At 68.4% G+C, this 26,393-nt stretch carries 23 protein-coding genes; all 23 read left to right on the forward strand.

The window, feature by feature from the left end; genetic code table 11:
• The first annotated feature begins 8 nt into the window (after positions 1-8).
• The 23 genes from tssK (at position 9) to ACF8LI_RS03230 (ending at position 26,392) form a co-directional block, all read left to right on the forward strand.
• The gene (gene tssK, locus ACF8LI_RS03120; RefSeq protein WP_016453380.1) at positions 9-1,343 is read left to right on the forward strand and encodes a type VI secretion system baseplate subunit TssK; all 1,335 of its coding nucleotides are present in this window, start codon (positions 9-11) and stop codon (positions 1,341-1,343) included.
• Positions 1,344-1,364: 21 nt separating this feature from the next.
• Complete coding sequence (locus tag ACF8LI_RS03125) at positions 1,365-2,696, forward strand: DotU family type VI secretion system protein (RefSeq protein WP_043790650.1); 1,332 nt, start codon at positions 1,365-1,367, stop codon at positions 2,694-2,696.
• A 5-nt stretch (positions 2,697-2,701) separates the two neighbouring features.
• Complete coding sequence (tssM, locus tag ACF8LI_RS03130) at positions 2,702-6,358, forward strand: type VI secretion system membrane subunit TssM (RefSeq protein WP_392411990.1); 3,657 nt, start codon at positions 2,702-2,704, stop codon at positions 6,356-6,358.
• Positions 6,340-7,044, forward strand: a complete 705-nt coding sequence (gene tagF, locus ACF8LI_RS03135; RefSeq protein ID WP_016453379.1) for a type VI secretion system-associated protein TagF — start codon at positions 6,340-6,342, stop codon at positions 7,042-7,044. The genes tssM and tagF overlap by 19 nt, the downstream gene beginning before the upstream one ends.
• A 59-nt stretch (positions 7,045-7,103) precedes the next feature.
• On the forward strand, positions 7,104-8,129 hold the full coding sequence (tssA, locus tag ACF8LI_RS03140) for a type VI secretion system protein TssA (RefSeq protein ID WP_016453378.1): 1,026 nt from the start codon (positions 7,104-7,106) through the stop codon (positions 8,127-8,129).
• The gene (locus tag ACF8LI_RS03145; protein WP_392411992.1) at positions 8,126-8,548 is read left to right on the forward strand and encodes a hypothetical protein; all 423 of its coding nucleotides are present in this window, start codon (positions 8,126-8,128) and stop codon (positions 8,546-8,548) included. Before tssA ends, ACF8LI_RS03145 begins: the two co-directional genes overlap by 4 nt.
• A gap of 132 nt (positions 8,549-8,680) precedes the next feature.
• Positions 8,681-9,223: a type VI secretion system contractile sheath small subunit gene (tssB, locus tag ACF8LI_RS03150; RefSeq protein WP_012205675.1), complete on the forward strand. Its 543-nt coding sequence runs from the start codon at positions 8,681-8,683 to the stop codon at positions 9,221-9,223.
• Between the two features lie 28 nt (positions 9,224-9,251).
• Complete coding sequence (gene tssC, locus ACF8LI_RS03155) at positions 9,252-10,745, forward strand: type VI secretion system contractile sheath large subunit (RefSeq protein WP_012205676.1); 1,494 nt, start codon at positions 9,252-9,254, stop codon at positions 10,743-10,745.
• 117 nt (positions 10,746-10,862) lie between these two features.
• Positions 10,863-11,234, forward strand: a complete 372-nt coding sequence (locus tag ACF8LI_RS03160; protein WP_013802359.1) for a hypothetical protein — start codon at positions 10,863-10,865, stop codon at positions 11,232-11,234.
• A gap of 29 nt (positions 11,235-11,263) precedes the next feature.
• Positions 11,264-11,821: a hypothetical protein gene (locus tag ACF8LI_RS03165; protein WP_034347842.1), complete on the forward strand. Its 558-nt coding sequence runs from the start codon at positions 11,264-11,266 to the stop codon at positions 11,819-11,821.
• A gap of 48 nt (positions 11,822-11,869) precedes the next feature.
• On the forward strand, positions 11,870-12,676 hold the full coding sequence (locus tag ACF8LI_RS03170; protein ID WP_392411994.1) for a type VI secretion system accessory protein TagJ: 807 nt from the start codon (positions 11,870-11,872) through the stop codon (positions 12,674-12,676).
• A gap of 47 nt (positions 12,677-12,723) precedes the next feature.
• Positions 12,724-13,656: a hypothetical protein gene (locus ACF8LI_RS03175; protein ID WP_392411996.1), complete on the forward strand. Its 933-nt coding sequence runs from the start codon at positions 12,724-12,726 to the stop codon at positions 13,654-13,656.
• Positions 13,657-13,673: 17 nt separating this feature from the next.
• Positions 13,674-14,198, forward strand: a complete 525-nt coding sequence (locus ACF8LI_RS03180; RefSeq protein WP_017405322.1) for a hypothetical protein — start codon at positions 13,674-13,676, stop codon at positions 14,196-14,198.
• The gene (locus ACF8LI_RS03185; protein WP_017405321.1) at positions 14,188-14,619 is read left to right on the forward strand and encodes a DUF4087 domain-containing protein; all 432 of its coding nucleotides are present in this window, start codon (positions 14,188-14,190) and stop codon (positions 14,617-14,619) included. The genes ACF8LI_RS03180 and ACF8LI_RS03185 overlap by 11 nt, the downstream gene beginning before the upstream one ends.
• 11 nt (positions 14,620-14,630) lie before the next feature.
• Entirely contained in the window at positions 14,631-15,185 is a 555-nt protein-coding gene (tssE, locus tag ACF8LI_RS03190) for a type VI secretion system baseplate subunit TssE (RefSeq protein ID WP_016453373.1), read from the forward strand.
• Positions 15,186-15,208: 23 nt separating this feature from the next.
• Positions 15,209-17,083 carry a type VI secretion system baseplate subunit TssF gene (gene tssF / locus ACF8LI_RS03195; RefSeq protein WP_016446993.1) on the forward strand — a complete coding sequence of 625 codons (1,875 nt, stop codon included), beginning with the start codon at positions 15,209-15,211 and terminating at the stop codon, positions 17,081-17,083.
• Positions 17,080-18,252 (forward strand): type VI secretion system baseplate subunit TssG, encoded by a 1,173-nt coding sequence (gene tssG, locus ACF8LI_RS03200; protein ID WP_392411999.1) that lies wholly within the window; start codon positions 17,080-17,082, stop codon positions 18,250-18,252. The genes tssF and tssG overlap by 4 nt, the downstream gene beginning before the upstream one ends.
• A 24-nt stretch (positions 18,253-18,276) precedes the next feature.
• On the forward strand, positions 18,277-19,110 hold the full coding sequence (locus ACF8LI_RS03205; protein WP_017405318.1) for a hypothetical protein: 834 nt from the start codon (positions 18,277-18,279) through the stop codon (positions 19,108-19,110).
• Between the two features lie 5 nt (positions 19,111-19,115).
• Entirely contained in the window at positions 19,116-19,748 is a 633-nt protein-coding gene (locus ACF8LI_RS03210) for a hypothetical protein (protein ID WP_026062366.1), read from the forward strand.
• A gap of 334 nt (positions 19,749-20,082) precedes the next feature.
• A complete protein-coding gene (locus tag ACF8LI_RS03215; protein WP_392453849.1) occupies positions 20,083-20,337 on the forward strand; it encodes a hypothetical protein in 255 nt (84 codons plus the stop codon).
• Positions 20,338-20,387: 50 nt separating this feature from the next.
• Positions 20,388-23,129 (forward strand): type VI secretion system ATPase TssH, encoded by a 2,742-nt coding sequence (gene tssH, locus ACF8LI_RS03220; protein ID WP_392412003.1) that lies wholly within the window; start codon positions 20,388-20,390, stop codon positions 23,127-23,129.
• Positions 23,126-25,396, forward strand: coding sequence for a S41 family peptidase (locus ACF8LI_RS03225; RefSeq protein WP_392412005.1), 2,271 nt, complete (start codon positions 23,126-23,128; stop codon positions 25,394-25,396). The genes tssH and ACF8LI_RS03225 overlap by 4 nt, the downstream gene beginning before the upstream one ends.
• 99 nt (positions 25,397-25,495) lie before the next feature.
• Positions 25,496-26,392 (forward strand): hypothetical protein, encoded by an 897-nt coding sequence (locus ACF8LI_RS03230; RefSeq protein ID WP_223275298.1) that lies wholly within the window; start codon positions 25,496-25,498, stop codon positions 26,390-26,392.
• The last annotated feature ends 1 nt before the right edge of the window (position 26,393 follow it).

Raw genomic sequence — 26,393 nt, forward strand, 5'->3', positions numbered from 1 at the left:
TATCCACCATGGTCTGGCAACGCAAAGTCATCTGGGCCGAAGGCATGTTCCTTCGGCCCCAGCACTTCCAGCAGCAGGAGCGCTTCCTGTTCCGGCAACTGCAGTCGCGCAGCCTGCCGGGACAGCCCTTTTTCTGGGGCTTCTCGGAACTGGAGCTGGACACCGATCTGCTGCGCATGGGCAAGCTGGGCATACGCTCGGCACACGGCGTGCTGCCCGACGGCACGCCGTTCCAGCTGCCGGGCGACGACGAGGCGCCCACCCCGCTGGACATCGGCAAGGACCTCAAGGACGTGGTGGTGCACCTGGCTCTGCCGCTGCGCCGCCTGTCGGGCAGCGAGGTCACCTTTGGCGAAGGCACGCAAAGCCCCGCGCGCTATCTCAGTGACGTGACCGAAGTGGCGGACAGCAACGACGTGGGCGCCCAGCCCGCCGAGGTGCAGCTGGGCCGGCTGCGCCTGAGCCTGCGCCCCGCCCACGAGCTGACCGAAGGCTGGGTCAGCCTGCCCGTGGCCCATGTGGTCGAGCGCCAGGCCAGCGGAGGCGTGCTGCTGGAGCCCGGCTTCATTCCCACCGTGGTCAACAACGGGCCCAGCTCGGTGCTCAATACCTTCTGCAAGGAAATCCACGGCCTGCTGCGCCAGCGCGGCGAGGTTCTGGCCCAGCGCATGATCCAGCCCGAGCGCGGCGGCATCGGCGAGGTCGGCGACTTCCTGCTGCTGCAGCTCATCAACCACTGGACGGGCGCCGCCCAGCACTGGGTGCGCACCGGCAGCATCCACCCCGAGCGCCTGTTCGAGGAACTGCTGCGCCTGGCCGCCGAGCTGACCACCTTCGACCACGAGCGCCGCCGCCCCGAGGTGCTGCCCGCCTACGACCATGACGACCTGCGGCGCAGCTTTCCGCCACTGATGCTGGAGCTGCGGCGCAGCCTGTCCTCGGTGCTGGAGCAAAACGCCATCCAGATCCCGCTGCACGACCGCCAGTACGGCGTGCGCGTGGCGCTGATCCCGTCCACCGAGCTGCTGACCACCTGCGACTTCGTGCTGGCCGCCCATGCCCAGACCACGCCGGAATTCCTGCGCACCCACTTCCCCACCCAGACCAAGCTGGGCCCGGTGGAGCGCATACGCGACCTGGTGAACCTGCACCTGCCCGGCGTCACGCTGCGGCCGCTGCCCATCGCCCCGCGCGAGATCCCCTACCACGCGGGCTACAACTATTTCGAGGTGGACACCACGCACGACCTGTGGAACCAGCTGCAAAGCTCCGGCGGCCTTGCCATGCACGTCTCCGGTGAATTCCCCGACCTGCAGCTGGAGTTCTGGGCCATCCGCCGCTGACGGCGCGACGCATCTTCCGACATGAACAGTTCCAACATCAGCCACCAAATGCCCTGGGGGAGAGACGGCGACGCGGGCCGAGCCGAAGGCGCAGCCAGCGGCGCAACCGCGCCTGCCGGTCAGGAGCCGCTGCGCTCCAACCTGCCCGACGTGGTCAGCGGCGGCAACCCGCTGGTGGCCGCCGCCAACCAGCTGCTGAACCTCATCCCCCAGATCCGCGCCATGGTCACCAACGAAGACCCGCGCGCGCTGCAGCAGCTGCTGCTCGAACACATACGCGAGTTCGAGCAGCGTGCCGGCGCCAGCGGCGTGCCCATGGAAACCATCATCGGCGCGCGCTACTGCATCTGCACCGTGCTCGACGAAACCGCCGCCCAGACGCCCTGGGGCAGCGCAGGTATCTGGCCTCACTACAGCCTGCTCGTGGCCCTGCACAACGAAACCTGGGGCGGCGAGAAGTTCTTCCAGCTGCTGGCCCGGCTGGTGCAGACGCCGCACCAGCACATCGACCTCATCGAGCTGCTGTACTACTGCGTGATGCTGGGCTTCGAAGGCCGCTACCGCGTGATCGACAACGGCCGCGCCCAGCTGGAGACGCTCAAGGCGCGCCTGCTGCAGCTCATCGAATCGACGCGCGGCGACCGCAGCAGCCTGCTGTCCGTGCACTGGCGCGGCGTGCAGCGCCTGGCCTCGCCGCCCTGGGCCATGGTGCCGCTGTGGGTGGCGGCAGCCATCACGCTGCTGCTGGCGTTCTTCATCTACCTGTGGTTCAGCTACCGGCTGTCCAACAGCTCGGACGATCTGTTCGCCGCCATCAACGAGATCCGGTTCCCGCGCACCTCGGCGGCTGCCACCGTGGCCACCATCAAGCCGCGGCTGCGGCAGTTCCTGGAGCCCGAAATCCGCGAAGGCCTGGTCAGCGTGCGCGACGAAGCCGACCGCAGCACCGTCATCCTGCGCGGCGACGGCCTGTTCGACCCGGCTGCCACCGTCGTCAAGCCCCGCTACGTGCAGGTCATCCACCGCGTGGCCGCGGCGCTGGACGAAGTGCCGGGCAAGGTCATCGTCAATGGCTACACCGACAACCTGCCCATACGCACGGCGCGCTTCCCGTCCAACTGGAACCTGTCGCAGGAGCGCGCCCAGGCCGTGTCCCAGATGCTGGGCGGCTCGCTGCGCGACCGCCAGCGCCTGCATGCCGAGGGCCGTGCCGACAGCGACCCCGTCGCCCCCAACAACACGGCCGAAGGCCGGGCGCTGAACCGGCGGGTGGAAATCGTCCTGCTGGTCGCGCCCCAGCAGCGTGACCAGCAACTGCAGGCCCTGCCTGCCGCACCCGAGACCAGGAACTGACCCCCATGATCCGTCGCATCGCCTCATGGCTGTTCAACCGCTACATGCTGGAGCTTCTGGGCCTGGTGGCCCTGAGCCTGCTCATCTGGTTCGTCGGCCCCCTCGTCTTCATCCAGCCCTACCAGCCGCTGGGCAGCCCCACCGTGCGCTGGTGGTTGATCGCCGGCCTGTTCATCCTCTGGTTCCTGCGCCTGCTGCTGAAATGGTGGCGCGCACAGCGCATGAACGAGCACCTCATGACCGGCCTGTCCCGCCTGACCTCGCCGCGCGAGGCGGACGGCACGCCCGCTGCCGGCTCCGAGGAAGTGGCCGAGCTGGAGTCCCGCTTCAAGGAAGCCCTGGACACGCTGAGCAAGACCCGCTTCGGCCAGACCGAAGGCGGCCTGTTCGGGCGCTGGAACAAGCGCTACATCTACCAGCTGCCCTGGTACCTGATCATCGGCTCGCCGGGTTCGGGCAAGACCACGGCCCTGATCAACTCGGGGCTGGACTTCCCGCTGGCGGCCCAGTTCGGCAAGCGCGCCATCCCCGGCATGGGCGGCACGCGCAACTGCGACTGGTGGTTCACCGACCAGGCCGTGCTGCTGGACACGGCCGGCCGCTACACCACCCAGGAAAGCGATGCGGAGCAGGACAAGGCTGCCTGGAAGGGCTTCATGCAGCTGCTCAGGCGCTTTCGCGGACGCCAGCCCGTCAACGGCGTCATCGTCACGCTCAGCGTGCAGGAACTGCTCAGCGCCAGCGACGCCGAGCGCGCCCAGCTGGCCCAGCTGATCGGCCTGCGCCTGAGCGAGCTGTGCGAGGAGCTGACCATCCGCTTTCCCGTCTACGTGCTGGTCACCAAGAGCGACCTGCTGGCGGGCTTCAACGAGTTCTTCGGGGCCATGAGCCGCGAGGAGCGCGCCCAGGTCTGGGGCTTCACCTATCCCTATGACGAAAAGACCCAGCGCTCGCCCGCCAGCGACCCGCAGGCCGCCAGCGCCCTGTACATGGAGGAATTCGACGCCCTGGTCGCCCAGATCAACCGCCTGTTGCCCCAGCGGCTGATGACCGAGCCCGATCTTGCGCGCCGCAGCCTGCTCTACGCCCTGCCCCAGCAGTTTGCCGGCCTCAAGGACGTGGTGCGCGACACGCTGGATGCTGCCTTCTCCGCCTCGCGCTTCAAGGAAAAGCCGCTGCTGCGCGGCGTCTACTTCACCAGCGGAACGCAGGAGGGCATGCCCTTCGACCGCGTGATGTCGGCCCTGTCGCGCCGCTTTGCGCTGCGCGGCCGCCTGCCGGCCGATGCCGTGCCACAGCAGGGCCGCAGCTACTTCCTGGAGTCGCTGTTCAAGGACGTGATGTTCAACGAGTCCGGCCTGACCGGGCGCAACGCCAAGAAAGAGCGCCAGCTGCGCCTGCTGCAGGCCGCCGGCCTGTGCGCCCTGCTGCTGGCCCTGGGCGGCGCGGCGCTGGCCTGGACGCTGAGCTACGAGAACAACCAGCGCTACCTGAACGAAGTGGCCGACAACGCCGGCACGCTGCGCCAGGCCGTGGAGGAATCCAAGGCCACTGATCCCGACAACGTGGTCGCCCTGGTGCCCATGCTCAACCACGCGGCGCGCGTGGCGCAGAGCAGCCGCTTCGAGGAATCGGCCCCACTGGGCTGGCGCTGGGGCCTGCTGCAGGTGCCCAAGGTGCAGACGGCCGCCCACGCCACCTACCTGCGCCTGCTGGAAGACGCCTGGCTGCCGCGCCTGAGCAGCCATGTCGCGCGCTCGCTGCGCCAGGTCAGCACCGGCAGCCCCGAGGCCAGCTACGAAACGCTCAAGGCCTATCTCATGCTCTACGAGCCCGACCACTTCGACGCCACCTTCGTCAAGGCCTGGCTGCGCAGCGATTGGGAAAACACCCTGCCCCAGCATCTGGTGCAGGCCGGCCTGGTGGACCAGCTGTCCGAGCACCTGGACCGCCTCATCGACGGCCGCGTGGTGGTCTCCGCCCAGCCCATCGACGCCAACCTGGTCGCCGAGGTGCGCCAGCGCCTGGCCCAGATGTCGCCCGCCCAGCGTGCCTACAGCCGCCTCAAGCAGCTGCTGAACACCGGGGACAAACTGCCGCCCGACTTCAGCGTGGTGCGTGCCAGCGGTCCCGAGGCGCCCCAGGTCTTTGCGCGTGCCAGCGGCAAGCCGCTCACCCAGGGCATCAGCGGCCTGTTCACCTATGACGGCTACCACGGCCTCTTCCTGCACGAGCTGCCCAAGGTCACCACCTTGCTGGCCAAGGAGGAAACCTGGGTGCTGGGCCAGGCCGAAGGCCGTCGCAGCGTGGCCCAGGAAGTGCTCACGGGCCAGCTGGCCAACGAGGTCAAGCGCCTGTACCTGATGGAGTACGCGCGCCTGTGGGAAACCTTCCTGGCCGACATCCGCCCCATACGCACGGCCTCGCTGGAGCAGGCCGGCGAGCAGGCCCGCCTGTACTCGTCCGCCAACTCCAGCCTGGAGCAGTTCATCCGCGCCGTGGCCCGCGAGACCACGCTGGCCCGCCGCCCGGACCAGCAGGAAGGCGGCAGCTCGGGCAGCACCAGCAGCTGGCTGGGCGAGAAACTGCAGCGCATCCGCGAGGAACAGCACCAGCTCAGCCGCCTGACCGGCAAGCCGCTGAACGTGGGCGGCATGCTGGCCACCGGCACGCTGGAGGCCGACATCGTGGACTTCCGCTTCCGCGAATACCGGCGCCTTGCCACCAGCAACGGCTCGGGCCCGGCGCCCATCACCGCCAGCCTGCAGGTGCTCAACGAGGCGGCGGCCGTCATCGCCTCGGCGCGCCAGCAGGTGATCCAGGGCGGCGGCGTGCCTCCCTCGCTGAGCGGCACGCTGGAGAAGGTGCGCTCGGAGGCCAAGCGCGTGCCGCCTCCGCTCAACAGCATGTACGAGGCCCTGGCCACCTCCACCTCGTCCTTCGTGGGAAGCAGCGTGCGCAGCACCCTGGGCGGCAACCTCAACGCCACCATCGGCGACTTCTGCCGCCGCGCCATCCTGGGCCGCTACCCCTTCACGCGCAGCTCCACGCGCGACGTGACCACGGACGACTTCGCCCGCCTGTTCGCCACGGGCGGCACCATGGACGAGTTCTTCCGCACCCAGCTGCAGACCATGGTGGACATCTCCACCGTGCCCTGGACCTTCAAGCAGGGTGTGGACGGCACGCCGGTGGGGGGTTCTGCCTCGCTGGCCGCCTTCCAGCGCGCGGCCTCCATCCGCGACGTGTTCTTCCGCGCAGGCGGCAACACGCCCGGCATCCGGCTGGAGATCAAGCCGCTGGACATGGACGCCTCCATCTCCCAGATGGTGCTGGACGTGGACGGCGAGATCGTGCGCTACCAGCACGGCCCGCAAATCCCCAAGGCCGTCTCCTGGCCCGGCACGCGCGGCACCGGCCAGGCCCGGCTGCAGATCACGGCGGCCGGCGCGCAGAACACCGGCATCGTGACCGAAGGCCCCTGGGCCCTGCACCGCCTGTTCGACCGCGCCCAGATCCTGCCGGGCAACTCGCCCGAGCGCTTCACGGCCATCTTCACCATCGACGGGCGCAAGCTGCGCATGGAAGTCACCACCAGCAGCGTTCTCAACCCATTCCGGCTCAAGGCCATGGAGGAATTCGAATGTCCGGACCGGCTGTGAACGCCATGACTGTCCAGCGGCCCTGCGCCGCCTGGTGGGGCAAGCTGCCCAGCCAGGGCGATTTCGTGGGCCGACGCATGCCCCACGCACTGACCATGCGCTGGGACGAATGGCTGCGCAACGGCATGGACCAGTTGCGCAGCGATGCGGCCGACGGCTGGTCCACGCGCTTCGTGCACTCGCCGCTGTGGTTCTTCCTGTGCCCTGCCTCCATCCTGGGCCAGTCCATGGTGGGCGTGATCGGCCCCAGCTCCGACCGCATCGGCCGGCTCTTTCCGCTGGCCATCATGGCCACGGTGGACGGCAGCTCCGGCATACCGGCGTCGGACCAGGACATCGAACGCTTTCTGAGCGGCGCACGCGATGCGCTCATCGACGCGCGGCGCCTGCCCCTGTCGGCCCAGCAGCTCGACGAGCGGCTGGCCACCCTGCAATGGCCGTTCCAGCAGGAGCGCAGCGCGCCGGACAGCACCTCCATCCACAGCCTGCTGGCCGACCTCGACATGGGCGCCTCGCAGGGCAACGCCGCGCGCCTGCCCCGCATGGACTGGCGCGCCTGCATGCGCCCGGGCTCCACCACCTCCGTCTGGTGGATCTCGGCCACGCCGCGCCACGCACCTGACGAAGTGGTCCAGCACGAAGTGCTGCACCGCCGCCTGTTCACCCGCCTGTTCAAGGGCGCCTGAACCCGCATAGAGCGCACTGCCCCTGCACACCAAACCCCAAGCCACATCGAATCCCGCCCATGGCCAATATCCAGGACCTGCTGACCGAGACCTCCGCCGAGCCCCCCTGCGGCCCGGACCTCACCTATGACAACGACTTCCAGTCCATGGAAAGCGCTGCGCAGGGCAAGGTCGAACAGCAGTTCGGCGACACCGTCATCCCCGCCGAGCCACCGGACTGGCGCGACGTGGAGCGCCAGGCCTCGGCCCTGATGCAGCGCACCAAGGACCTGCGCGTGGCCGTGCTGCTGTGCCGTGCCTGGACCATCCTGCACGGCCTGCCCGGCACGCTGCAGGGCCTGCAGCTGTGCGCCGCCCTGCTGGAGCGCCACTGGGAGCATGTCCACCCCCTGCCCGAGGACGGCGACGACTACTTCATGCGCATGAACGCCCTGGGCACCCTGTCGGACGTGACGGGCTTTGTGCGCGACCTGCGCAACGCCGACTTCCTGCGCGGCGCCCTGGGCCAGATCAGCGTGCGCGACGCCGAACTGATGGCCAGGGGCAACGTGCCCGAGGACCTGCCGCACCTGACCGCCGACGAATTGCGCATGGCATCGGCCCGCGCACATGCCGAGGGCCACGAGACCCTGCTGGCCGTCACCCCTGCGCTGCAGGAACTCGACCGGATCCGCGCCTGCTGCGAACAGCACCTGCCCAGCCACCAGCAGCCCGAGCTCGACGGCCTGCGCCAGCTGCTGCTGGCCCTCGGTCAATGGCTGCCCCAGACCACAGGCGACGCCGACACGACCGCTGAAACCGATCCGGCCACACAGGTCGGCACCGGGGACGGCCTGGCATCCCAGCCCGCGCCCGGCACCCCCCACACCCCGGCACGCAACCGCGAACAGGCGATTGCCCAGTTGCTGGAGATCGCCGCCTTCGTGGAGCGCACCGAGCCCTCCAACCCCGCCCCCCTGCTCATCCGCCGCGCCGCCCGCTTCATGCGCATGGGCTTCATGGACATCCTGCGCGAACTGTCGCCCGACAGCCTGGCCCAGGTGGAAGTGATCACGGGCGCCCACCTGCAGGAGCAGCAGACATGAAGGCCAAATGCTGTTTCATAGCCCTGGGCGTGGGTCTCTCGACGCCAGCCTTCGCAGATGCCGGTGCACGGCATGCAAACGCCATCGAGCGCATCACGACCCGCGGCGGCACCGCCAAAAGCGAAGACCCCCGCATCCATTGCGATTCACTGCGCATTGACGAAAAGCGTGTGCGCTATTTCCTGCGCCACGCCAGGTCCAGCAGCCAGTTCAATTACGCGCGTGCCTATGAAACCGGTAGCTGCAGCGCCAGTGCCGTCGTGCGCTTCAAGGGTGGCCGCGAATTCCGGCTGGCCATCGATGACGGCACCGGCTGGGGAACCACAGAGAGCAAACGCTCTGTGTCCTACCTCTATTGCGAAGCCTGCACTGATCTGCTGGAGCCGGACTTCGACTTCAAGGAGCCAGCGTCCCCATGACATCTGCGCCTTTCCACGGCTTTGACCGTTTCCAAACGGCCTCTTGCGCCCTCAGCCCTTCGGTCCGCCGCAAGGCGGGACTCCAGGCTTTTTACTTCTGCGACCTATTTTTTTCTTGAAAGGAACACCCGCATGTCGCTCACCAAAACCGGCAAGAGTGGTCAGAAATTCATCGCGCGCAACCGTGCGCCGCGCGTGCAGATCGAGTACGACGTCGAGATCTACGGTTCGGAAAAGAAGGTGCAGATCCCCTTCGTGATGGGCGTGCTGGCCGATCTGTCGGGCAAGCCCGTCGATCCGCTGCCCGAGATCGCCGACCGCAAGTTCCTGGAAATCGACATCGACAACTTCGATGCGCGCATGAAGTCCATCAAGCCCCGCGTCGCCTTCCAGGTGGACAACACGCTGACGGGCGAGGGCAAGCTCAACATCGACCTGAGCTTCGAGAGCATGGAGGACTTCTCCCCCGCCGCCATCGCGCGGCGCGTGGGCGCGCTCAACTCGCTGCTGGAGGCACGCACCCAGCTGCACAACCTGCTGTCCTACATGGACGGCAAGCAGGGCGCCGAAGAGCTGATCGGCAAGGTGCTCAAGGACCCTGCGCTGCTCAAGTCGCTGGCCGCCGCGCCCAACATCACTGCCCCGCAGGCCTCGGGCCCTGCATCCGAGGCTTGAGGCAGCACATCAGGAAGGCAAGCACGTCATGAATACCGCAACCCAACTCGAACAATCGACCCAGGCGCTGGCCGGCAGCGAATTCGGCAGCCTGCTGCAAAAGGAATTCAAGCCCAAGACCGACCAGGCCCGCGAAGCCGTGGAAGCGGCCGTGCAGACGCTGGCCCAGCAGGCCCTGGGCTCGGCGATCACGCTGTCCAACGATGCCTACCAGACGGTGCAGGCCATCATTGCCGAGATCGACCGCAAGCTGTCCGAGCAGATCAACCGCATCATCCACCACGACGACTACCAGAAGCTCGAAGGCGCCTGGCGCGGCCTGCACCACCTGGTGACCAACACCGAGGTGGACGAGATGCTCAAGATCCGCGTCATGAACATCTCCAAGAAGGAGCTGCACCGCAACATGCGCCGCTTCAAGGGCGTGGGCTGGGACCAGAGCCCCGTCTTCAAAAAGGTGTACGAAGAGGAGTACGGCCAGTTCGGCGGCGAGCCCTTCGGCTGCCTGGTGGGCGACTACCACTTCGACCACAGCCCGCCGGACGTGGAGCTGCTCGGTGAAATGGCCAAGGTGGCCGCCGCGGCCCACTGCCCCTTCATCTCGGGCGCGGCGCCCGCCATCATGCAGATGGAATCCTGGCAGGAGCTGGCCAACCCGCGCGACCTGACCAAGATCTTCACCAACACCGAGTACGCCGCGTGGCGCAGCCTGCGCGAGTCCGACGACGCCAAGTACATCGGCCTGGCCATGCCCCGCTTCCTGGCACGCCTGCCCTACGGCGCGCGCACCAACCCGGTCGATGAATTCGATTTCGAGGAAGAAACCGACAGCGGCGACCACGGCAAGTACTGCTGGGCCAACTCGGCCTACGCCATGGCGGTCAACATCAACCGCTCGTTCAAGTACTACGGCTGGTGCACCTCCATCCGCGGCGTGGAATCGGGCGGCGCGGTGGACAACCTGCCGGCCCACACCTTCCCCACCGACGATGGTGGCGTGGACATGAAGTGCCCCACGGAAATCGCCATCAGCGACCGCCGCGAGGCCGAGCTCGCCAAGAACGGCTTCATGCCCCTGGTGCACCGCAAGAACTCGGACGTGGCCGCCTTCATCGGCGCCCAGTCGCTGGCCAAGCCCGCCGAGTACTACGACTCCGACGCCACGGCCAATGCCAACCTGTCGGCGCGCCTGCCCTACATGTTCGCCTGCTGCCGCTTCGCGCACTACCTCAAGTGCATCGTGCGCGACAAGATCGGCTCCTTCCGCGAGCGCACCGACATGGAGCGCTGGCTCAACGACTGGATCATGAACTACGTGGACGGCGACCCGGCCAACTCCTCGCAGGAAACCAAGGCCCGCAAGCCCCTGGCCGCCGCCGAGGTGCAGGTGCAGGAAGTCGAGGGCAACCCCGGCTACTACACCTCCAAGTTCTTCCTGCGCCCCCACTACCAGCTGGAAGGCCTGACGGTGTCGCTGCGCCTGGTGTCCAAGCTGCCTTCCGTGAAGCAGGGCGCGAAGTAAGACTGCCCGCCCACCTGGCTCCTGGTGCCGACACGCTCGCACCAGGGCCAGGCCCCATAACAAGAAACAGGCCTGGAGAAGCTTTCCCCTCCAGGACCCAACTCAGAGAGGCTTTTCATGCCCTGGAATGTAGACAACGCCGTCGCCACCCTGCAGACCAATGCCCGCGCCAGTTCTGCCGGCTACTGCGCGCGCTATGTGCGCGATGCGATCGGCGCTGGCGGCATCGCACTGCAGCGCACGCGTGATGCCAAGGACTACGGCACCAGCCTGGTGGCCGCCGGCTTCACACGCTACGACGCCATGCCCGAAGGTGGCTACAAGAAAGGCGATGTGGCGGTGATGCAGGGCTTCACCTCCTCGCCCGCCGGCCACATGCAGATGTTCGACGGAAGCGTCTGGATCTCGGACTTCAAGCAGAACGGCTTCTGGGCAGGCCCCGGCTACCGCACCCACAAGCCCGCTTTCAAGATCTACCGCCATCCCTGATGAGCCTGATGCGCCCATTGAGCCACGCCATGAACGCCTGTTCCAAAACCTTCTTCACCCTGCTGCTGGCCGGCACGGCCTGCGCCACGGTGCAGGCCGCCCCCGCCACGACAACGACGGCGGCAGCGGCAGCGGACATCTCCACCCTGTTCACCGACGCCCTGCATTGCCGCATCGAGTTTCCCGATGGCCGCGACGAAGCGCTGGCCCAGCGCCTGCGCGCGCAGGGCGTGACCGTGGTGGACCGCGCGCCCGGCGAAAGCCTGGACCTGCTCTACCTGTTTGCCACACCGCTGGAGATCGATGGCACGCAGGTGTCCTCCATCACCGTGCGCGGCGGCAGCGGCAGCATTGTCGCGGCGCGCGCCACGGGCAGCCTGCAGGCGCTGGTCCAGCGCACCAAGGCCCGGCCGCAGGCGCGCAGCAGCTGGGATCTTGAAGGCTTTGGCGAGCTGCCCGCCCAGTACGCACGCGCCATGCCGCTCAGAAAGGGCCTGGACGAGACGCCACCGCGCATCGTCATCGGCCATGTGGCCGGCGAGGCGCCCGACGCCGTGCGCTGGGGCTGCCGCTCCTACGACGACTGACCGGGGCGCAGCCGCACCCCGCCCCTCTCTTTTTCCTGCGTTTTCACCATGCCCCTGCCCAGCTTCACCTCACAGCTTTCCCTGGACGAGCAACTCAAGGCCCTGAAGGACCAGATCCGCCAGGCACCGGCCTCGGCGCCCCTGCGCGTCTACTACTTCCAGCTGCTGTGCGTGCTGGGCGAATGGCAAAAGGCGCTGGAGCAGCTGCAGCTGTGCGCGCAGCTCGACCCTTCGTGCGAGCCCATGGCGCGCGCCTACCGCGAGGCCATCCGCTGCGAGGTGCTGCGCGCCGAGGTCTTCGCCGGCAAGAAAAAGCCCTTTCTCATGGGCGAGCCCGCGCAATGGCTGGCCTGCCTGATCGACGCCCTGGCCCATGAAGGAGCAGCTGCCCAGGACCTGCGCGCCCGCGCCCTGGACGAGGCGCCCGCCACGGCCGGCCACATGGGCGAGCACCGCTTCGAATGGCTGGCCGACAGCGATACCCGCCTCGGCCCTGTCTGCGAGCTGCTGGCCCACGGCAGCTACTACTGGCTGCCCTTCGACGCCATTGCACAGATCGGCTTCGAGCCCGTGCAGGACCTGCGCGACCTGATCTGGCTGCCCTGCGAGGTCACGCTGCGCGAGGGCGGCGCGCTGCAGGGCTTCATGCCCGCGCGCTATCCGCTGGCGCCCGGCGATGACGACGCCGTCCGCATGTCGCGCCGCACGCAGTGGAGCCCGCTGGACTCAGGCTCCTCCGAGCCTGACGAATCCTCGGGCCACGTGGCCGGCCACGGCCAGCGCACCTGGGTCACCGACTCCGAGGACTTTCCCATGCTGCAGGTGCGCCAGCTCACGCTGAGCACCGCTGCCTGATACCCCGCCCCTTTTTCATCACCCGCAAGACCAGACACCTGCCCACAATGTCCGCATCGATTGCCTTCACCCTCTTCCAAGTCAACTACGCCAAGTCCATCGCCGATGAGATGGAAAGGCGCCAGCTGGATGTCCTGGTGCTCACGCCCCTGGAGTACCTGGGCATCCTCGTGGACAAGGCACGCATCGACCCGCGGCTCGCCTCCCGGCTGCACGCCATCCTGGCGCAGACGCCGCTGGGAGAGTACTGGACCAAGGTGATGAGCCCCAACGTGGGCGAGCCCTGGGTCGCGCCTGCGGCCCTGGGCTCCATGGATGCCTACATGATCGCCAGAACCCTGCAGGCCCTGGGCATGGCCGGCGTGGGCTCCTATGTCAAGACCACGTCCAGCGGCACCTACATCATCATCAGGGGCCATGCGGGCCTGCGCGGCCACCTGCTGCGCGGCACGCGCTACCTGGCCTCCAACCCGCGCATGGTGCAGATGGGCCTGGGCATGCGCGGGCTGCAGAACGTGGCCAGGGGCGGCTTCATCCTGGGCGTGGTGGTCTCCAGCCTCATCGAGTCGCTGGACTTCATGTTCAACGACGAAAAGACCATGCACGACCTGGTCGGCGGCATTGGCGTGGAGGCCGTCAAGGCCGGCCTGGCCACCATGGTTGGCCTTGGCATAGGCGCTGCCGTGGCTGGCGCCACCGCCGTGGCCGTGCTCCCGCTGGCCGCCATGGCCGTGGTCGTGCTGGTCACAGGCATGGCGCTGAATGCAGCCGACCAGAAATGGCAGATCAAGCAAAAGGTGATTTCCGCCCTGAAATCCCTGACCGATGACACGCCCCAGGGCCTGTACCGCGTCAACACCCAGTCGCCCGAATGGAAGAAGCTGAACCAGGACAACGGTCAGCAGCCCGACGGCGACATCACCTGCGCGCCCGGCCCCGGCAGTACCGGCCTCTTGTGCAGCATCAACCGTCAGAAGTGACAGGGACCGAATACTCCATGCAAGACCGCGTCCGCCAGAACCGCAGGAACGCCATCTGGGCCATCCCCCTTGGCATGGCCCTGCTCGCGGCCAATGCGTACCTGGTGCTGGCGGAGATTGCGCCCGACATCCGGGGCCTGCTCGATCGCGCGCCCGCCGTCAGGATCACGCCGCTGTCGCCACTGGCCATCACAGCGCTCGCCTTCCCGCTGGTGATGGTTGCAGCGGTCATCGCCAATGCCATTCCCTGCAGCAAGACCGTGCTCAAGAAGGTGGAGTACGCACTGATGGGCGTCCTCGCCATCAATGTGCTTTCCATTGCCGTGTCCTTTCTGGTGGTTGCGCCACTGCAGCACTACGCCATGCCCCGGATGGGATACGAGCGCTGCAACATCCTTCAAGGCCATCCCAGCATGTACTTCACCGACTGGGTCAGCAACCCCGCATGGTGCGTGCGCGGCAAAAGCCGTGAATGGGTGAATGAGCAGGCGCTGCCGGCCGGCGCGGCAACCGCTTCCGAAGGGGGCCGCGATGCGCATTGAAATGCCGCAGTTCCAGCAGCCAGGCCTGATCGCGGCATTCGTCCTTGCGATGGCATGTCTGAGCCCCTGGGCTGCCGTTGCCGCCACGCCCGGCACCCTGCGCTGCGGCTGGTTCGACAATCCCACGCCCGCCAATGCCTCGCTGACCGATCGCGATACCGACTGGACCGTTGGCGTGCAGGGCGGCCATCAGGCCCAGGGTGACTGGCCCCGCTTTGCAAACCGTGACTGGGTGCGTACCGGCCATGGCAGCCACGGCTATGGCTGCGCCTGCATGAAGGTGTCCACCGATGACAAGGAGCAGATCGTTCAGATCTTCTCTGCCCGTTCGCGCCCTCTTTCCGCCTGCCGCCAAGACCCGGCGTTGAAGGCAAAGGAGCCCGTGAACCCCCTGGCGGCTGCCCGGCCGGCCGGTTCCTGAAGAAACAAGCCATGCGCCCCAGTCCCCTCAACCCCATGCCCACGCTGCGCACGCGCCAGAACCAGGCGACCGCAGCCAAGGACCGGCTGCAGCCCGCCCTGCTGGACCGGCTGACCGACCATGAGCCCCATCTGCGCACCGAGCGGCCCGATGCGGTCTTCGTGAACGAATCCCGCCTGCGCGAGGCCCTGCTGCGCGACCTGGGCTGGCTGCTCAATGCGCGTGATGCCTGGGACCACGTGGAGATGGAGGGGCTGGAGCATGTGCAGCGCTCGGTCATCAACTACGGCATGCCGCCGCTGGCCGGCCAGCTGCTGTCCGAGCTGGACTGGGGCCATGTGGAACGCAGCATCCGCGAAAGCATCCTGGCCTTCGAGCCGCGCATCCTGCCAAAGACGCTGGCCGTGACGCTGCTGGCCTCCACCGAGCAACTCAACCACCACAACACGCTGCAGTTCGAGATCCGCTGCCAGTTCTGGTCCATGCCCTATCCGCTGGAGCTGCTGCTCAAGACCAGCCTGGACCTGGAGACGGGCCAGGTCTCGCTGCAAAACCTCAGGGCCTGAGCCCGGACGCCGCCACACACACCATGAATCCCCGCCTCGTCGAGTACTACAACCGCGAACTGGCCTATCTGCGCGAGCTGGGCGCCGAGTTCGCTGCCGCCTTTCCCAAGGTCGCGGGCCGTCTTTCGCTGCACGACACCGATGTGGCCGACCCCTATGTGGAGCGCCTGCTGGAGGGCTTCAGCTTTCTGAGCGCACGCATCCAGCTGAAGATGGACGCGGAGTTCCCGCGCCTGTCCCAGCGCATGCTGGAAATGGTCTGCCCCCATTACCTGGCGCCCACGCCATCCATGGTGGTGGTCCAGCTCAAGCCCAGTGCCAAGGAAGGCAACCTGGTCGATGGATTCACCCTGCCCTCGGGCAGCGTGCTGCGCACCCACAAGGTGCAGGAAGAGCAGACCATCTGCGATTTCCGCACCGGCGGGCCGCTGACGCTGTGGCCGCTGGAGATACGCCAGGCCCGCCTGGGCGGCCCGGCGCTGGACCTGCCCCATGCGCTGGTGCCCCAGTTGGGCGAGGCCGGCGGCCACCTGCGGCTGCAGCTGGCCACGCTGGATGCCTCGCAGTGCATGCAGGTGGCGCTGGACCAGCTGTGGGTGTACATCCATGCGGGCGACGTCGTCGCTTCCCATCTGCAGGAGCTCATCCACACGCAGACGCTGGCCATCGTGGTCCACCACCCGCAGGACCCGCGCCAGGTCTGGGACGTGCTCCCGCCCGATGCGCTGCGCGCCGAGGGCCATGACAGCGAACAGGCCCTGATTCCCTATTCGCACCGCGCCTTCCAGGGCCACCGGCTGCTGCACGAGTACTTCGCGTTTCCCGCGCGGCAGCGGTTCTTCTCGATCAACGGCCTGTCGCGCAGCATGCGCCGCATTGCCCACGACGGCGTGGGCATCACGCTGCTGCTGCGCCGCGCCGCGCCCACGCTGGAGCCGCAGATCGACGCGGCCAAGCTGCTGATGCACTGCATTCCGGCCATCAACCTGTTCGAGTACACGGCGGACCGCCTGCACGTGGCCTCCAACGTGCACGAATACCACGTCGTTGCCGACCGCATGCGGCCGCTGGACTTCGAGGTCTACGGCGTGCAGGCCGTCACCGGCCACCACGAAGGCAAGACGCAGGACCGTGAATTTGCGCCGCTGTACGCATCCACTCACGGCCTGCACTCCACCGAGCAGGCCTACTTCACCACGCGGCGCGAGCCCCGGCTGTTTTCCGAACGCAGCCTGCGCAGCGGCCCGCGCACGCAGTACCTGGGCTCGGAAGTCTTCATCTCGCTGGTGGACCAGCGCGAGGCGCCGTTCTCCGACGAGCTCAAGCAGCTGTCCATGCATACCCTGTGCACCAACCGCGACCTGCCCCTGCTCATGCGCGTCAACCAACCGGGCGGCGACTTTGCCCTTCAGGAGTCGGCACCGGTGGACTGGGCCCGCGTCATCGCCGGCCCCAGCGCCCCTATACCGGCCGTGGCCGATGGCGGCCTCACCTGGCGGCTGATCTCCCACCTGAGCCTGAACTACCTGGCCATGACCGACCTGTCCGACGAGGAAGGCGCGGCCACGCTGCAGGAGCTGCTGCGCCTGTACCTGGACCTGGGCAACCACCAGCTGGCCGGACAGATCGCCGCCATCCAGGGCATGCGCATCGAGCCCATCACGCGCCGCCTGCCCCAGCACCGCCAGCTCGTCTACGGGCGCGGCGTGGGCGTGCACCTGAGCGTGGACGAGCCGGCCATGGCCGGTGTCAGCCCCTGGCCCCTGGCCAACATGCTGGAGCGGTTTTTTGCCCGCCACGTGGGCGTCAACAGCTTCACCGAGCTGCAGCTGCACTCTCGCCAGCGCGGCCCCGTCGCGCACTGGGCGCCACGCCCCGGACAACGGCCCGGCATATGAGCAACGCCGCGCACGCTCCCCTTGCCCAGCCGGTGCCCGATCAGGACCCGGAGCTGCCCACCGTGCAGGCGAACGCGTCCGAGGACGCCCGGGCGCGCCTGTTCTGGCAGCGCCTGAGCGCCAGGCCCTACCAGTTCGACCTGATGCACAGCCTGCGCTACCTGCAGGCGCGCCACCCCGGCCTGCCGCGCCTGGGCCAGGCCACGCGCCCCAAGGACGAACCGCTGCGCCTGGGCCAGGACCCGTCGCTGGCCTTCGCGCCCGCCACCATCGCCGAGATCCTGCCCTCGCGCGCCGGCGAGCCCGAGCGCATGACGGTCTGGAACTTCGGCCTCTACGGCCCCAACGGACCGCTGCCCACGCACATCACCGAATACGTGCGCGAGCGCCTGCGCCAGCATGACGACGCCACGCTGGCGCGTTTTTCCGACATCTTTCACCACCGCATGCTGCTGCTGCTGTTTCGCGCCTGGTCGGACGCCCAGCCCACGGCATCGCTGGACCGCCCCGGCGAGGACCCCTTCGGCCGCTACATAGACAGCTTCATCGGCACCGGCCTGCCCAGCCAGCGCGCACGCGACGACGTGCCCGACCACGCCAAGCGCTTCATGGCCGGCCACCTGACCCGCTGGACACGCAATCCCGAAGGCCTGTGCCAGGCCCTGTCGCACTACTTCCAGATCCCCGTGCGGCTGGAAGAGAACTGCCTGCACCACCTGGAGCTGGAACCCGGGCAGCAGACCCGGCTGCAAAGCCGCCCCTGCAACTCGCGCCTGGGCGTGGATGCCGTCGTGGGCTCGCGCGTGCCCGATGCGCAAAGCAAGTTCCGCCTGGTGCTCGGCCCGCTGGGCCTGGAGCAGTACCGGCAACTGCTGCCCCAGGCCGCACTGTTCCAGACCCTGGTGGACTGGGTGCGCAACTACCTGGGCATCGAATACGCCTGGGACTATGTGCTGGTGCTGCGCCGCCAGGAAGTGCCTGCCGCCCGGCTGGGCAGCAGCACCCAGCTGGGCTGGACCACCTGGCTCACGCATGCCGAGCCCGCACAGGACGCGCGCGACTTCCGCCTGGACCCCGAAGCCTGGCTGCGCCAGCGCCGCCAGTCCGTGCGGGGCCGGCGCCCCGGCCCCGGCCCCAGTCCTCGAGCCACTGAATCACCGAACCACTGAATCACCACTTCCCTGTTCGCACACATGCCCACCGTACAGATCAAGTTCCCGCACAACGCACCGGTTCCTTCCACGCTGACGCTGGTCGAAGGCAACCGCCTGCGCGTCAAGATCGAGGCCGTCGCAAAGGCCTACAAGCTGGGTGCCAGGATCGATGCGCCCAGCATTCTTGCGGCCCAGCCCCCCGTACACAACGCCCGCGCCGACAGCTGGCAATTCGACTTCGTGGCGCAGCAGCCCGGGCTCACCAAGCTCAGCATCGTGGCGGTGCAGGGAAGCGGGCTCAGCGTAATGCCCGCAGCCATCACCGTGCAGGTGGAGAAGAGCATTTCGCTGCCTGCAGAGAGCACGACGGAGGGGATGCTGGCAAGGCTGTTCCTGGCGGAGAACACCTCGCCCGCACTCGGTGGCTCAAGCTGGCGAATTGAAGACATTCGGACTTCCATGCAATGGATGCGGCGCGTGATCGAAAACCGCCTCAAGAGCCCGAATCCCGGGGATTTCATGGCACGTGGCGCCACCAGCGAAAAAGACATCGTCATGGCAAACGACCGTGGATCGGTCCAGTTCCACGGGTTCAACCTGTATCCCACGCTGCCATCCGAAATGGCAGGAAACCTTCAAAAGTATCTCCAGAACGCCAACAACGGCCTTCACCCGCAGCGCAAGGCCTATCTGGATTTTGTGCAGGCCGCCATCGACATCGCCCAGGCGCCAGTGCCCCCGGACCCCACATCCACAGGGCTCTTCGGTTGGAAAACCACTGAAGCCCCCCAGCCAGGCCCCGAATTCCGCGAACACAAGACCCTGTCCGGCAACACGTTCTACACCCATACCCGCTTGCGCAAGAAGGACTGAAGCCCATGCCTGAACTTCAACAAGCCCTCCAGCGACTGGGCTCCCCCAGCCACCACGGCCATTGCGCAATGCCTGCCCTTGCCAAGCCGGCCAGCGTCTCGGTCGGTCTCGCACGGGCAGCGTGCCTGACCCTCCTCGCAGTCGCAAGTTGGCACGCTGTCGCTGCAGCACCGGCAGACACAGCCGATGCCGCACCAAAACACGCCGCGGCCGCCGACTTCTCGCGCCCGGCCTCTCACCACGTGGCATCGGTTGCGGCCCTTCGCAACTATCTGCAAGCCAAGGACGAAGCCAACAACACCCGGAAAGCCCAGAGCAGGCAGCACTTTTGCTTCGTGCAGCAGCACAACCGCACCGTAACCCCTGCGCGCTCATCGGTCTGGATGGTCTGGCTGGAAGGCGGCCAGATCGCCAATCTGGGGCAGCGCCGCTTCACCGCCAAACCATCGCCGGATGAAGCGCAATGGGACGGAGATGCCTTGGCCGAAGCCAAGGCCATCCACCTCGCGACCGACGTTCGTGAAACGGCGCAGGAAACGACCGGCAGCAGCATCCTCGTCGAGCGTGCCTGGGTGGACCTGCTGCTGGCGCAGTGCAAGGCCAAGGGCCGCACCATCAAAGTGGCTCCTGCCCGATAGCCGAATGCCGCATCTCCACCAATCCTGGTTGCCGCCCAGCCGGATGTGCCGGATGGCCTGTCTGGTGGCTGCGCTGGCCCTGCCCGCAACAGTCCTGGCTCAGGCCAATGCTGCGGCAGACAACGGCAGCCCTGCGCCAGCAACCTCCCAGGGTCTCCCTCCTGACGACTTCTCACGTCCCGTCAAGGCCAGCATCCCTTCGCCTGCCGTACTGCGCGCCTACCTTCGACTCAAGCTGCAGTACGCAGACACCTCCTTGGCGGGAAGGCGTCAGCACTTTTGCTTTGTCCAGCAGCGCTCCGCGCCGCCCGAAGATCCAAGCCCCTTCGTCTGGATGATCTGGCAAGACGGCGGCGAGATTCTCAGCCTGGGCTCGCTGTTGGCCCCGGCACATGCAACGCCGCAGGAGGCCGAGGAGCACGGCGAAGGCATGGCGCGCAACAAATCCATCCGCCTGGCCACTGGCGTCCGTGAAACGGCGCAGGAAATCACCGGCAGCAGCTTCCTCGTCGAACGCGCCTGGGTCGACCGGCTGCTGGCGCAGTGCCAGGCCAAGGGCCACAAGGTCGAAGTCCGCCCCCGCCGCTAGCCGGCATGCCCGGCCCCCATTCATCCACTCTTTTTCCGCACCCAAGACCCATGACAGAAATCAGCCGCCAATCCCTCTTCGGCAAGCTCAACCCGCTGCTGTTCAAGTCGCTGGAAGGCGCCACCGTGTTCTGCAAGCTGCGCGGCAATCCCTATGTGGAGCTGGTGCACTGGCTGCACCAGCTGCTGCAGGAAAACGATTGCGACCTGATCCGCATCCTGCGCCACTTCGACATCGCCTCCGACCGCCTGGCCGCCGATGTGCTGCGCCGCCTGGACCAGCTGCCGCGCGGCGCCACCTCGATCAGCGACTTCTCCGAGCACATAGAGACCGCCATCGAGCGCGGCTGGGTCTATGCCACGCTGATGTTCAACGACAGCCAGATCCGCAGCGCCTATCTGCTGTCGGGCATGGTGCGCACGCGCTCGCTGGCCAATGAGCTGCGCTCCATCTCGCGCGAATTCGACAAGATCTCCGAGCCCGCGCTCAGCGATGCCTTCGCCCGCCTGCTGCCCGACTCGCCCGAGGCACGCATGCGCGCGGCCGATGGCAGCGGGCTGGAAGGCACGCCAGGCGAAGCCAGCCAGGCCACGGGCACCGCGCCCGGCCAGGGCGGCGCGCTGCAGCAATACACCGTGGACCTGACGGCCCGCGCCAAGGCGGGCGAACTGGACCCCGTCACCGGCCGCGACGACGAAGTGCGCCAGATGGTGGACATCCTGCTGCGCCGCCGCCAGAACAACCCCATCCTGGTGGGCGAGGCCGGCGTGGGCAAGACCGCCGTGGTCGAAGGCCTGGCCCTGCGCATCGCCCAGGGCGACGTGCCACCGCCGCTGCAGGGCGTGGAGTTGCGCGTGCTGGACGTGGGCCTGCTGCAGGCCGGCGCCAGCATGAAGGGCGAGTTCGAGAACCGCCTGCGCGGCCTGCTGGACGCCGTGCAGTCCAGCACCACGCCCATCGTGCTCTTCATCGACGAAGTCCACACCCTGGTGGGCGCGGGCGGCCAGGCCGGCACGGGCGATGCCGCCAACCTGCTCAAGCCCGCCCTGGCGCGCGGCACGCTGCGCACCATCGGCGCCACCACCTGGGCCGAGTACAAGAAATACATCGAAAAAGACCCGGCCCTGACCCGCCGCTTCCAGCTGGTGCAGGTGCACGAGCCCGACGAGCCCCGCGCCGTGGACATGCTGCGCGGCGTGGCCGCCAAGCTGGAAAACCACCACCAGGTGCGCATTGCCGCAGACGCGGTGGCCGCGGCCGTCAGCCTGTCGCACCGCTACATTCCCTCGCGCCAGCTGCCCGACAAGGCCGTCAGCCTGCTGGACACGGCCTGCTCGCGCGTGGCCATGGCCCTGCATGCCACGCCCGCCCAGCTGGAAGCCGTGCAGCGCCGCATCGAGGCCCTGGGCGTGGAGCAGGAAGTGCTGCTGCGCGAGGCCGCCCTCGGCCTGCCCACGGCCGAGCGCCTGCAGGCGCTGGAAACCGACCTGGCCAGCCTGCGCGAGCGCCAGGCCACGCTGGCCGAGCGCTTTGGCCAGGAAAGCGCGCTGGCCCGCCGCATCCTGGAAACCGAGGCCGCCCTCATGGGCCTGAAGCCGCCCGTCTTCTCCACCGGTGCCGCCGCAGCCCCGTCCGCTGCGGCACAGGAAACGGCCGCCGAAGCCACCGCAACCGAACCTGCCGAGCCCCCCAGCGTGGCCACGCTGGAAGCGCTGCGCCGCCAGCTCGCCGAGCTGCAGGGCGATGCCCCGCTGCTGCAGCCCGTGGTCGATGCCGGCGTGGTCGCCGCCGTCGTGGCCGAGTGGACCGGCATTCCCGTGGGCCGCATGGTGCGTGACGAGGTGCAGTCCGTGCTCTCGCTGGCCGACACGCTGGAGAAGCGCGTCATCGGCCAGCGCCACGGCCTGGAGGCCATCACGCGCCGCATCCAGACCTCCCGCGCGCGGCTGGACGATCCGGGCAAGCCCATCGGCGTGTTCCTGCTGGCCGGTCCCTCGGGCGTGGGCAAGACCGAGACGGCGCTGTCCCTGGCCGAAGCCCTGTATGGCGGCGAGCAGAACCTCATCACCATCAACATGAGCGAGTTCCAGGAGGCGCACACCGTCTCCACCCTCAAGGGCGCGCCGCCCGGCTACGTGGGCTACGGCGAAGGCGGCGTGCTCACCGAGGCCGTGCGCCGCCGCCCCTACAGCGTGGTCCTGCTCGACGAAATCGAAAAGGCCCACTCCGACGTGCACGAGATGTTCTTCCAGGTCTTCGACAAAGGCTGGATGGAAGACGGCGAGGGCCGCTACATCGACTTCAAGAACACCGTCATCATCCTGACCTCCAACGTGGGCTCGGACCTGATCGCCAACATGTGCCGCGACCCGGACCTGGCGCCCACGCCCGAAGGCCTGGCCCAGGCCGTGCGCCAGCCGCTGCTGCAGACCTTCCCTGCCGCGCTGCTGGGCCGCCTGACGGTGGTGCCCTACTACCCCATCTCCGACGCCATGCTGGAGCAGATCATCCGGCTGCAGATGCTGCGCATCCAGCGGCGCATCGAGGAACGCCACGGCGCGCAGTTCAGCTTCGATGAAGCAGCCGTGGACCTGGTGCGCCGCCGCTGCAGCGAGGTCGAATCGGGCGCGCGCATGGTGGACGGCATCCTCACCCAGAACCTGCTGCCGCGCATGGCTGCCCACTTCCTGCAGGCCACCGTGCAAGGCCAGGAACTGCAAAGCCTGCATGCCGGCGCCAGCGGCGACGACTTCACGCTGGACGTGCGCACCCGCGCTGCGGAGCCGGCATGAGAAGGCACCGCCTGCCACGCGCCGCCACGGCAGTGATCGCAGCAGCTCTGCTGGCCGCCCCGGCTGCGCAGGCGCTGGACCTGGGCGCCATCGGCCAGGCCGCCGACACCGTGCAGCGGGCCTCGGGCGCCGCCACAGCCGGCCAGCAGGCGCTGGAGGCCGGCCGCAGCGCAGCCAGCACGGCCACCAACGCGGCCACCGGTGCCGCCAGCGAGGCCCGTGCCTGGTGGGAACGCAACCAGGCCCAGCCCGAGGCGGCACAGTCGCCGCCCTCCGGCGCCGCCCCCGTGCAGGACGACCAGGGCGGCCCACGCCGCGTCATGGCCGTGCTGGGCGACGCCTGGACGGACAGCGCCCGGCGCGGCCAGGCCGTGGTCGCGCTCATGGACCAGGGGCCGTACCTCGTGCAGCGCCAGGCCGCCCATGTGGCGCCGGCCAAGTCGCAATGGCTGGCCCTGCCGCGCGGCGACAGCACCGGCGTGGCCATCGAACTGCCCGGCGACCCCGACGGCACGACCTATGACCTGTCCACCGGCCGTGCCCGCCCCGGGGGCCGGGGCGTGCGCATCTTCGCCCTGTCCGTCCACGCCGACGTGCCCCAGCGCGCGGGCCGGCGCAGCCTCGACGCCATAGAGCAGCACGCCATGCTGCGCGCCAGCTCGGTGCGCACCGAATGGCCGCGCCAAAGCGGCGACATCCTGGAGCCCACGGGCGGCAAGCTGCTGGTCTGGGCCAGCGATGCCACGCAGCGCTTCCCTTCCGGCTTTGGCGCCGACGGACGCCTGTTCACCGCCGACGATCCCATGGTCACCCTGCCGCGCGGCTACACCGTGGTCACGCTGGAGCCGCAGGGCCTGCGCTTCGACCGTGCCCGGGAAATCGCCCTGGCCTTCCATGCCGTCCAGCCCGCGCAGGACATCGACCTGTCCCGCCTGGGCGCAGGCGATGCGGCCCAGGCCCTCATCGGCCTCATTGCCGAGCGCCACCCGCTGGCCGCTGCCAGCGGCTTTGATGCCGGCAAGCTGCGTGCCGACTACGGCCAGCGCCTGCAGACCGCCGCCGAGCGCGGCGACAGCGCCGCGCAGGCCCAGGCCCTGGCAGAAATGGGCCAGCGCCTGGGCGATGGCCAGTACCGCGTTCTGCTGCCCGGCGGCCAGGCCTGGCCTGCCCGCACAGACCGGGGCCTGTCCCCGCAGCTGCTGGCACGCGGCAGCGTCAACCTGCCCATGCCGCGCACCTGGCTGCGCGAGGACGGCCGCATCGCCATCACCGGCGTGGCGCCAGGCTCTGCCGCCGCCAAGGCGGGCCTGCAGCCCGGCAGCGACATCCTCGCCATCGAAGGGGAAAGCCCGACCCGCTACCTGGACCGCATTGCCCCCGCCTCGCTGCGCGCCGATGCCGACGCCCGCCGCGCCGACCTGCTGGCGCTGGACCTGGGCACGCCCGCCACGCTGAGCCTGCGCACCGCAGCCGGCGCGCCCCCGGCCAGCCAGGAACAGACCCTGCGCCTGGACACCGCCCCCGCCGCAACCACGGCCCTGCCTGCGGCCGAGCCCGCCCTCGCCTCCTTCCTGCTGCGCAGCGCCCAGGGCGGCAACCTGGCCTACATCGCCCTCGACAGCTTTGCCGACGGCGCCACCGGCCAGCTCAGCCGCTGGGAGGGCGCCCTGGCCGCAGCCACCCAGGCCAGGGTCACGGGCCTGGTCATCGACCTGCGCGCCCACCGGGGCGACGACGCCTACCAGCTGCTGCCCCACATGCTGGCCTCGCTCTACACACGCGACAAGCCGCTGCGCATGCAGGACGCCGCCCAGCGACTGTTCGACCCCGCCGCCCGCGTCTGGCGCAGCCGTGGCGGCCTGGGCCTGCCGGCCCAGCTGCCGCTGGCCGCCTCGGGCACGCCCTTCACGGCACCCGTTGCTGTGCTTACGGGGCCCGGCTGCTCGGGCCCCTGCGAACTGTTCGCTGCCTGGCTGCAGCACAGCCAACGTGCCGACATCGTCGCCACCAGCGCCACGGCTGGCGCCACCGGCCCCGCCACGCGCGTGCACCTGCCGGCCGGCTTCATCGTGCAAGTCCCCCTGCTCGCAGAAACCGGCCCCTCTGGCGGCAACAACCCCGCCGCACAGGCCCAAGGCGTGACCCCGCGCCTGCGCGTGCCCGTGGACGCGGCCTTCACCGCCTCCATCCAGGCCGGCGGCGACCCGCTGCTGGACGCCGCCGTGCTCCACCTGGAACGCGCCCGCGCTGTGCAGGCATCGCGCTAGGACCAGCCATCCATCGTCTTACGGAGACCCCTGAACATGCCACTTGCCATTACCAGCCAGCCCGCAGGACCGCAGTTCGCCATCACGGCCGATGCCCAAATGCCCACCATCACGGTGACTGCCGTCCTGCAGAACGAAGCGCTGCCTGCAGGGAGCACGCCCATCTTCGAATGGTCGGCCACGCTGACGTTCGAAGGCGGCACACCGCCTACCAACACCGCGTATGGAAGTGGCCGAAGCACTGCACACAGCCCTCTGCCACCGCAGACCAGCGCCAGCCCGAGCTGGCGCATCCCGTTCACCGAAGTCCGTGGAGGCCTGCTGACCGTGCAGGTCACGATGCGGGCGGCCGGTGTGGAGCGCCGGGCGCGCGCCACCTGGACCATCGTCGGCACCAATCCCACGAGCACCGCCATCCGTGCCTTTGCCAACAGCATTGGCGCCGACAGGATCGTGTTTCGAAAAAAAATGCGGCAGGAAAGCTCGCTGCAACAATTCCGCACTCCCGGCAATTGGCCGAAATACAGCAGCGATGGCCTGGGTGGCGTGGGCCTGTGCCAACTCACCCGACCGGCACCGACCGCCAATCAGACCTGGAACTGGAAGGACAACGTGCGCGGCGGCTGGAAGCTCTTCCTGGAAAAGGAGGCCTTCGCAAGGGCATATCCTGGCAAGCAGCGCAAGGGCGAGCGGTTCAAAGGTCTGGTCAGAGCCTGGAACCAGGCCCGAACCGCACAAGGATTGCCAGCCATTCCCGTGGAACTGCCGGACTACACGGCCGAGCAGCTCGAACTCGACACCCTGCGCGGCTTCAACGGCTATGCCAACAATCTGCATGAGTACCGCATACGCATGCAAGGCGATCAACTGTGGGTGACGGTCAGCGCCGACGGCAATACGGCCCGCGCCGAATGGGAAAGGATTCCCGCCGCCGAGCGCGGCGCCGTGGGCGATCGCAACTATGTCGACAACGTGCTTGCCCGCGAGGACTTCTAGC

The sequence above is a fragment of the Delftia sp. WSY_12 genome, from assembly GCF_043104645.1.
GTDB lineage: Bacteria > Pseudomonadota > Gammaproteobacteria > Burkholderiales > Burkholderiaceae_C > Comamonas > Comamonas tsuruhatensis.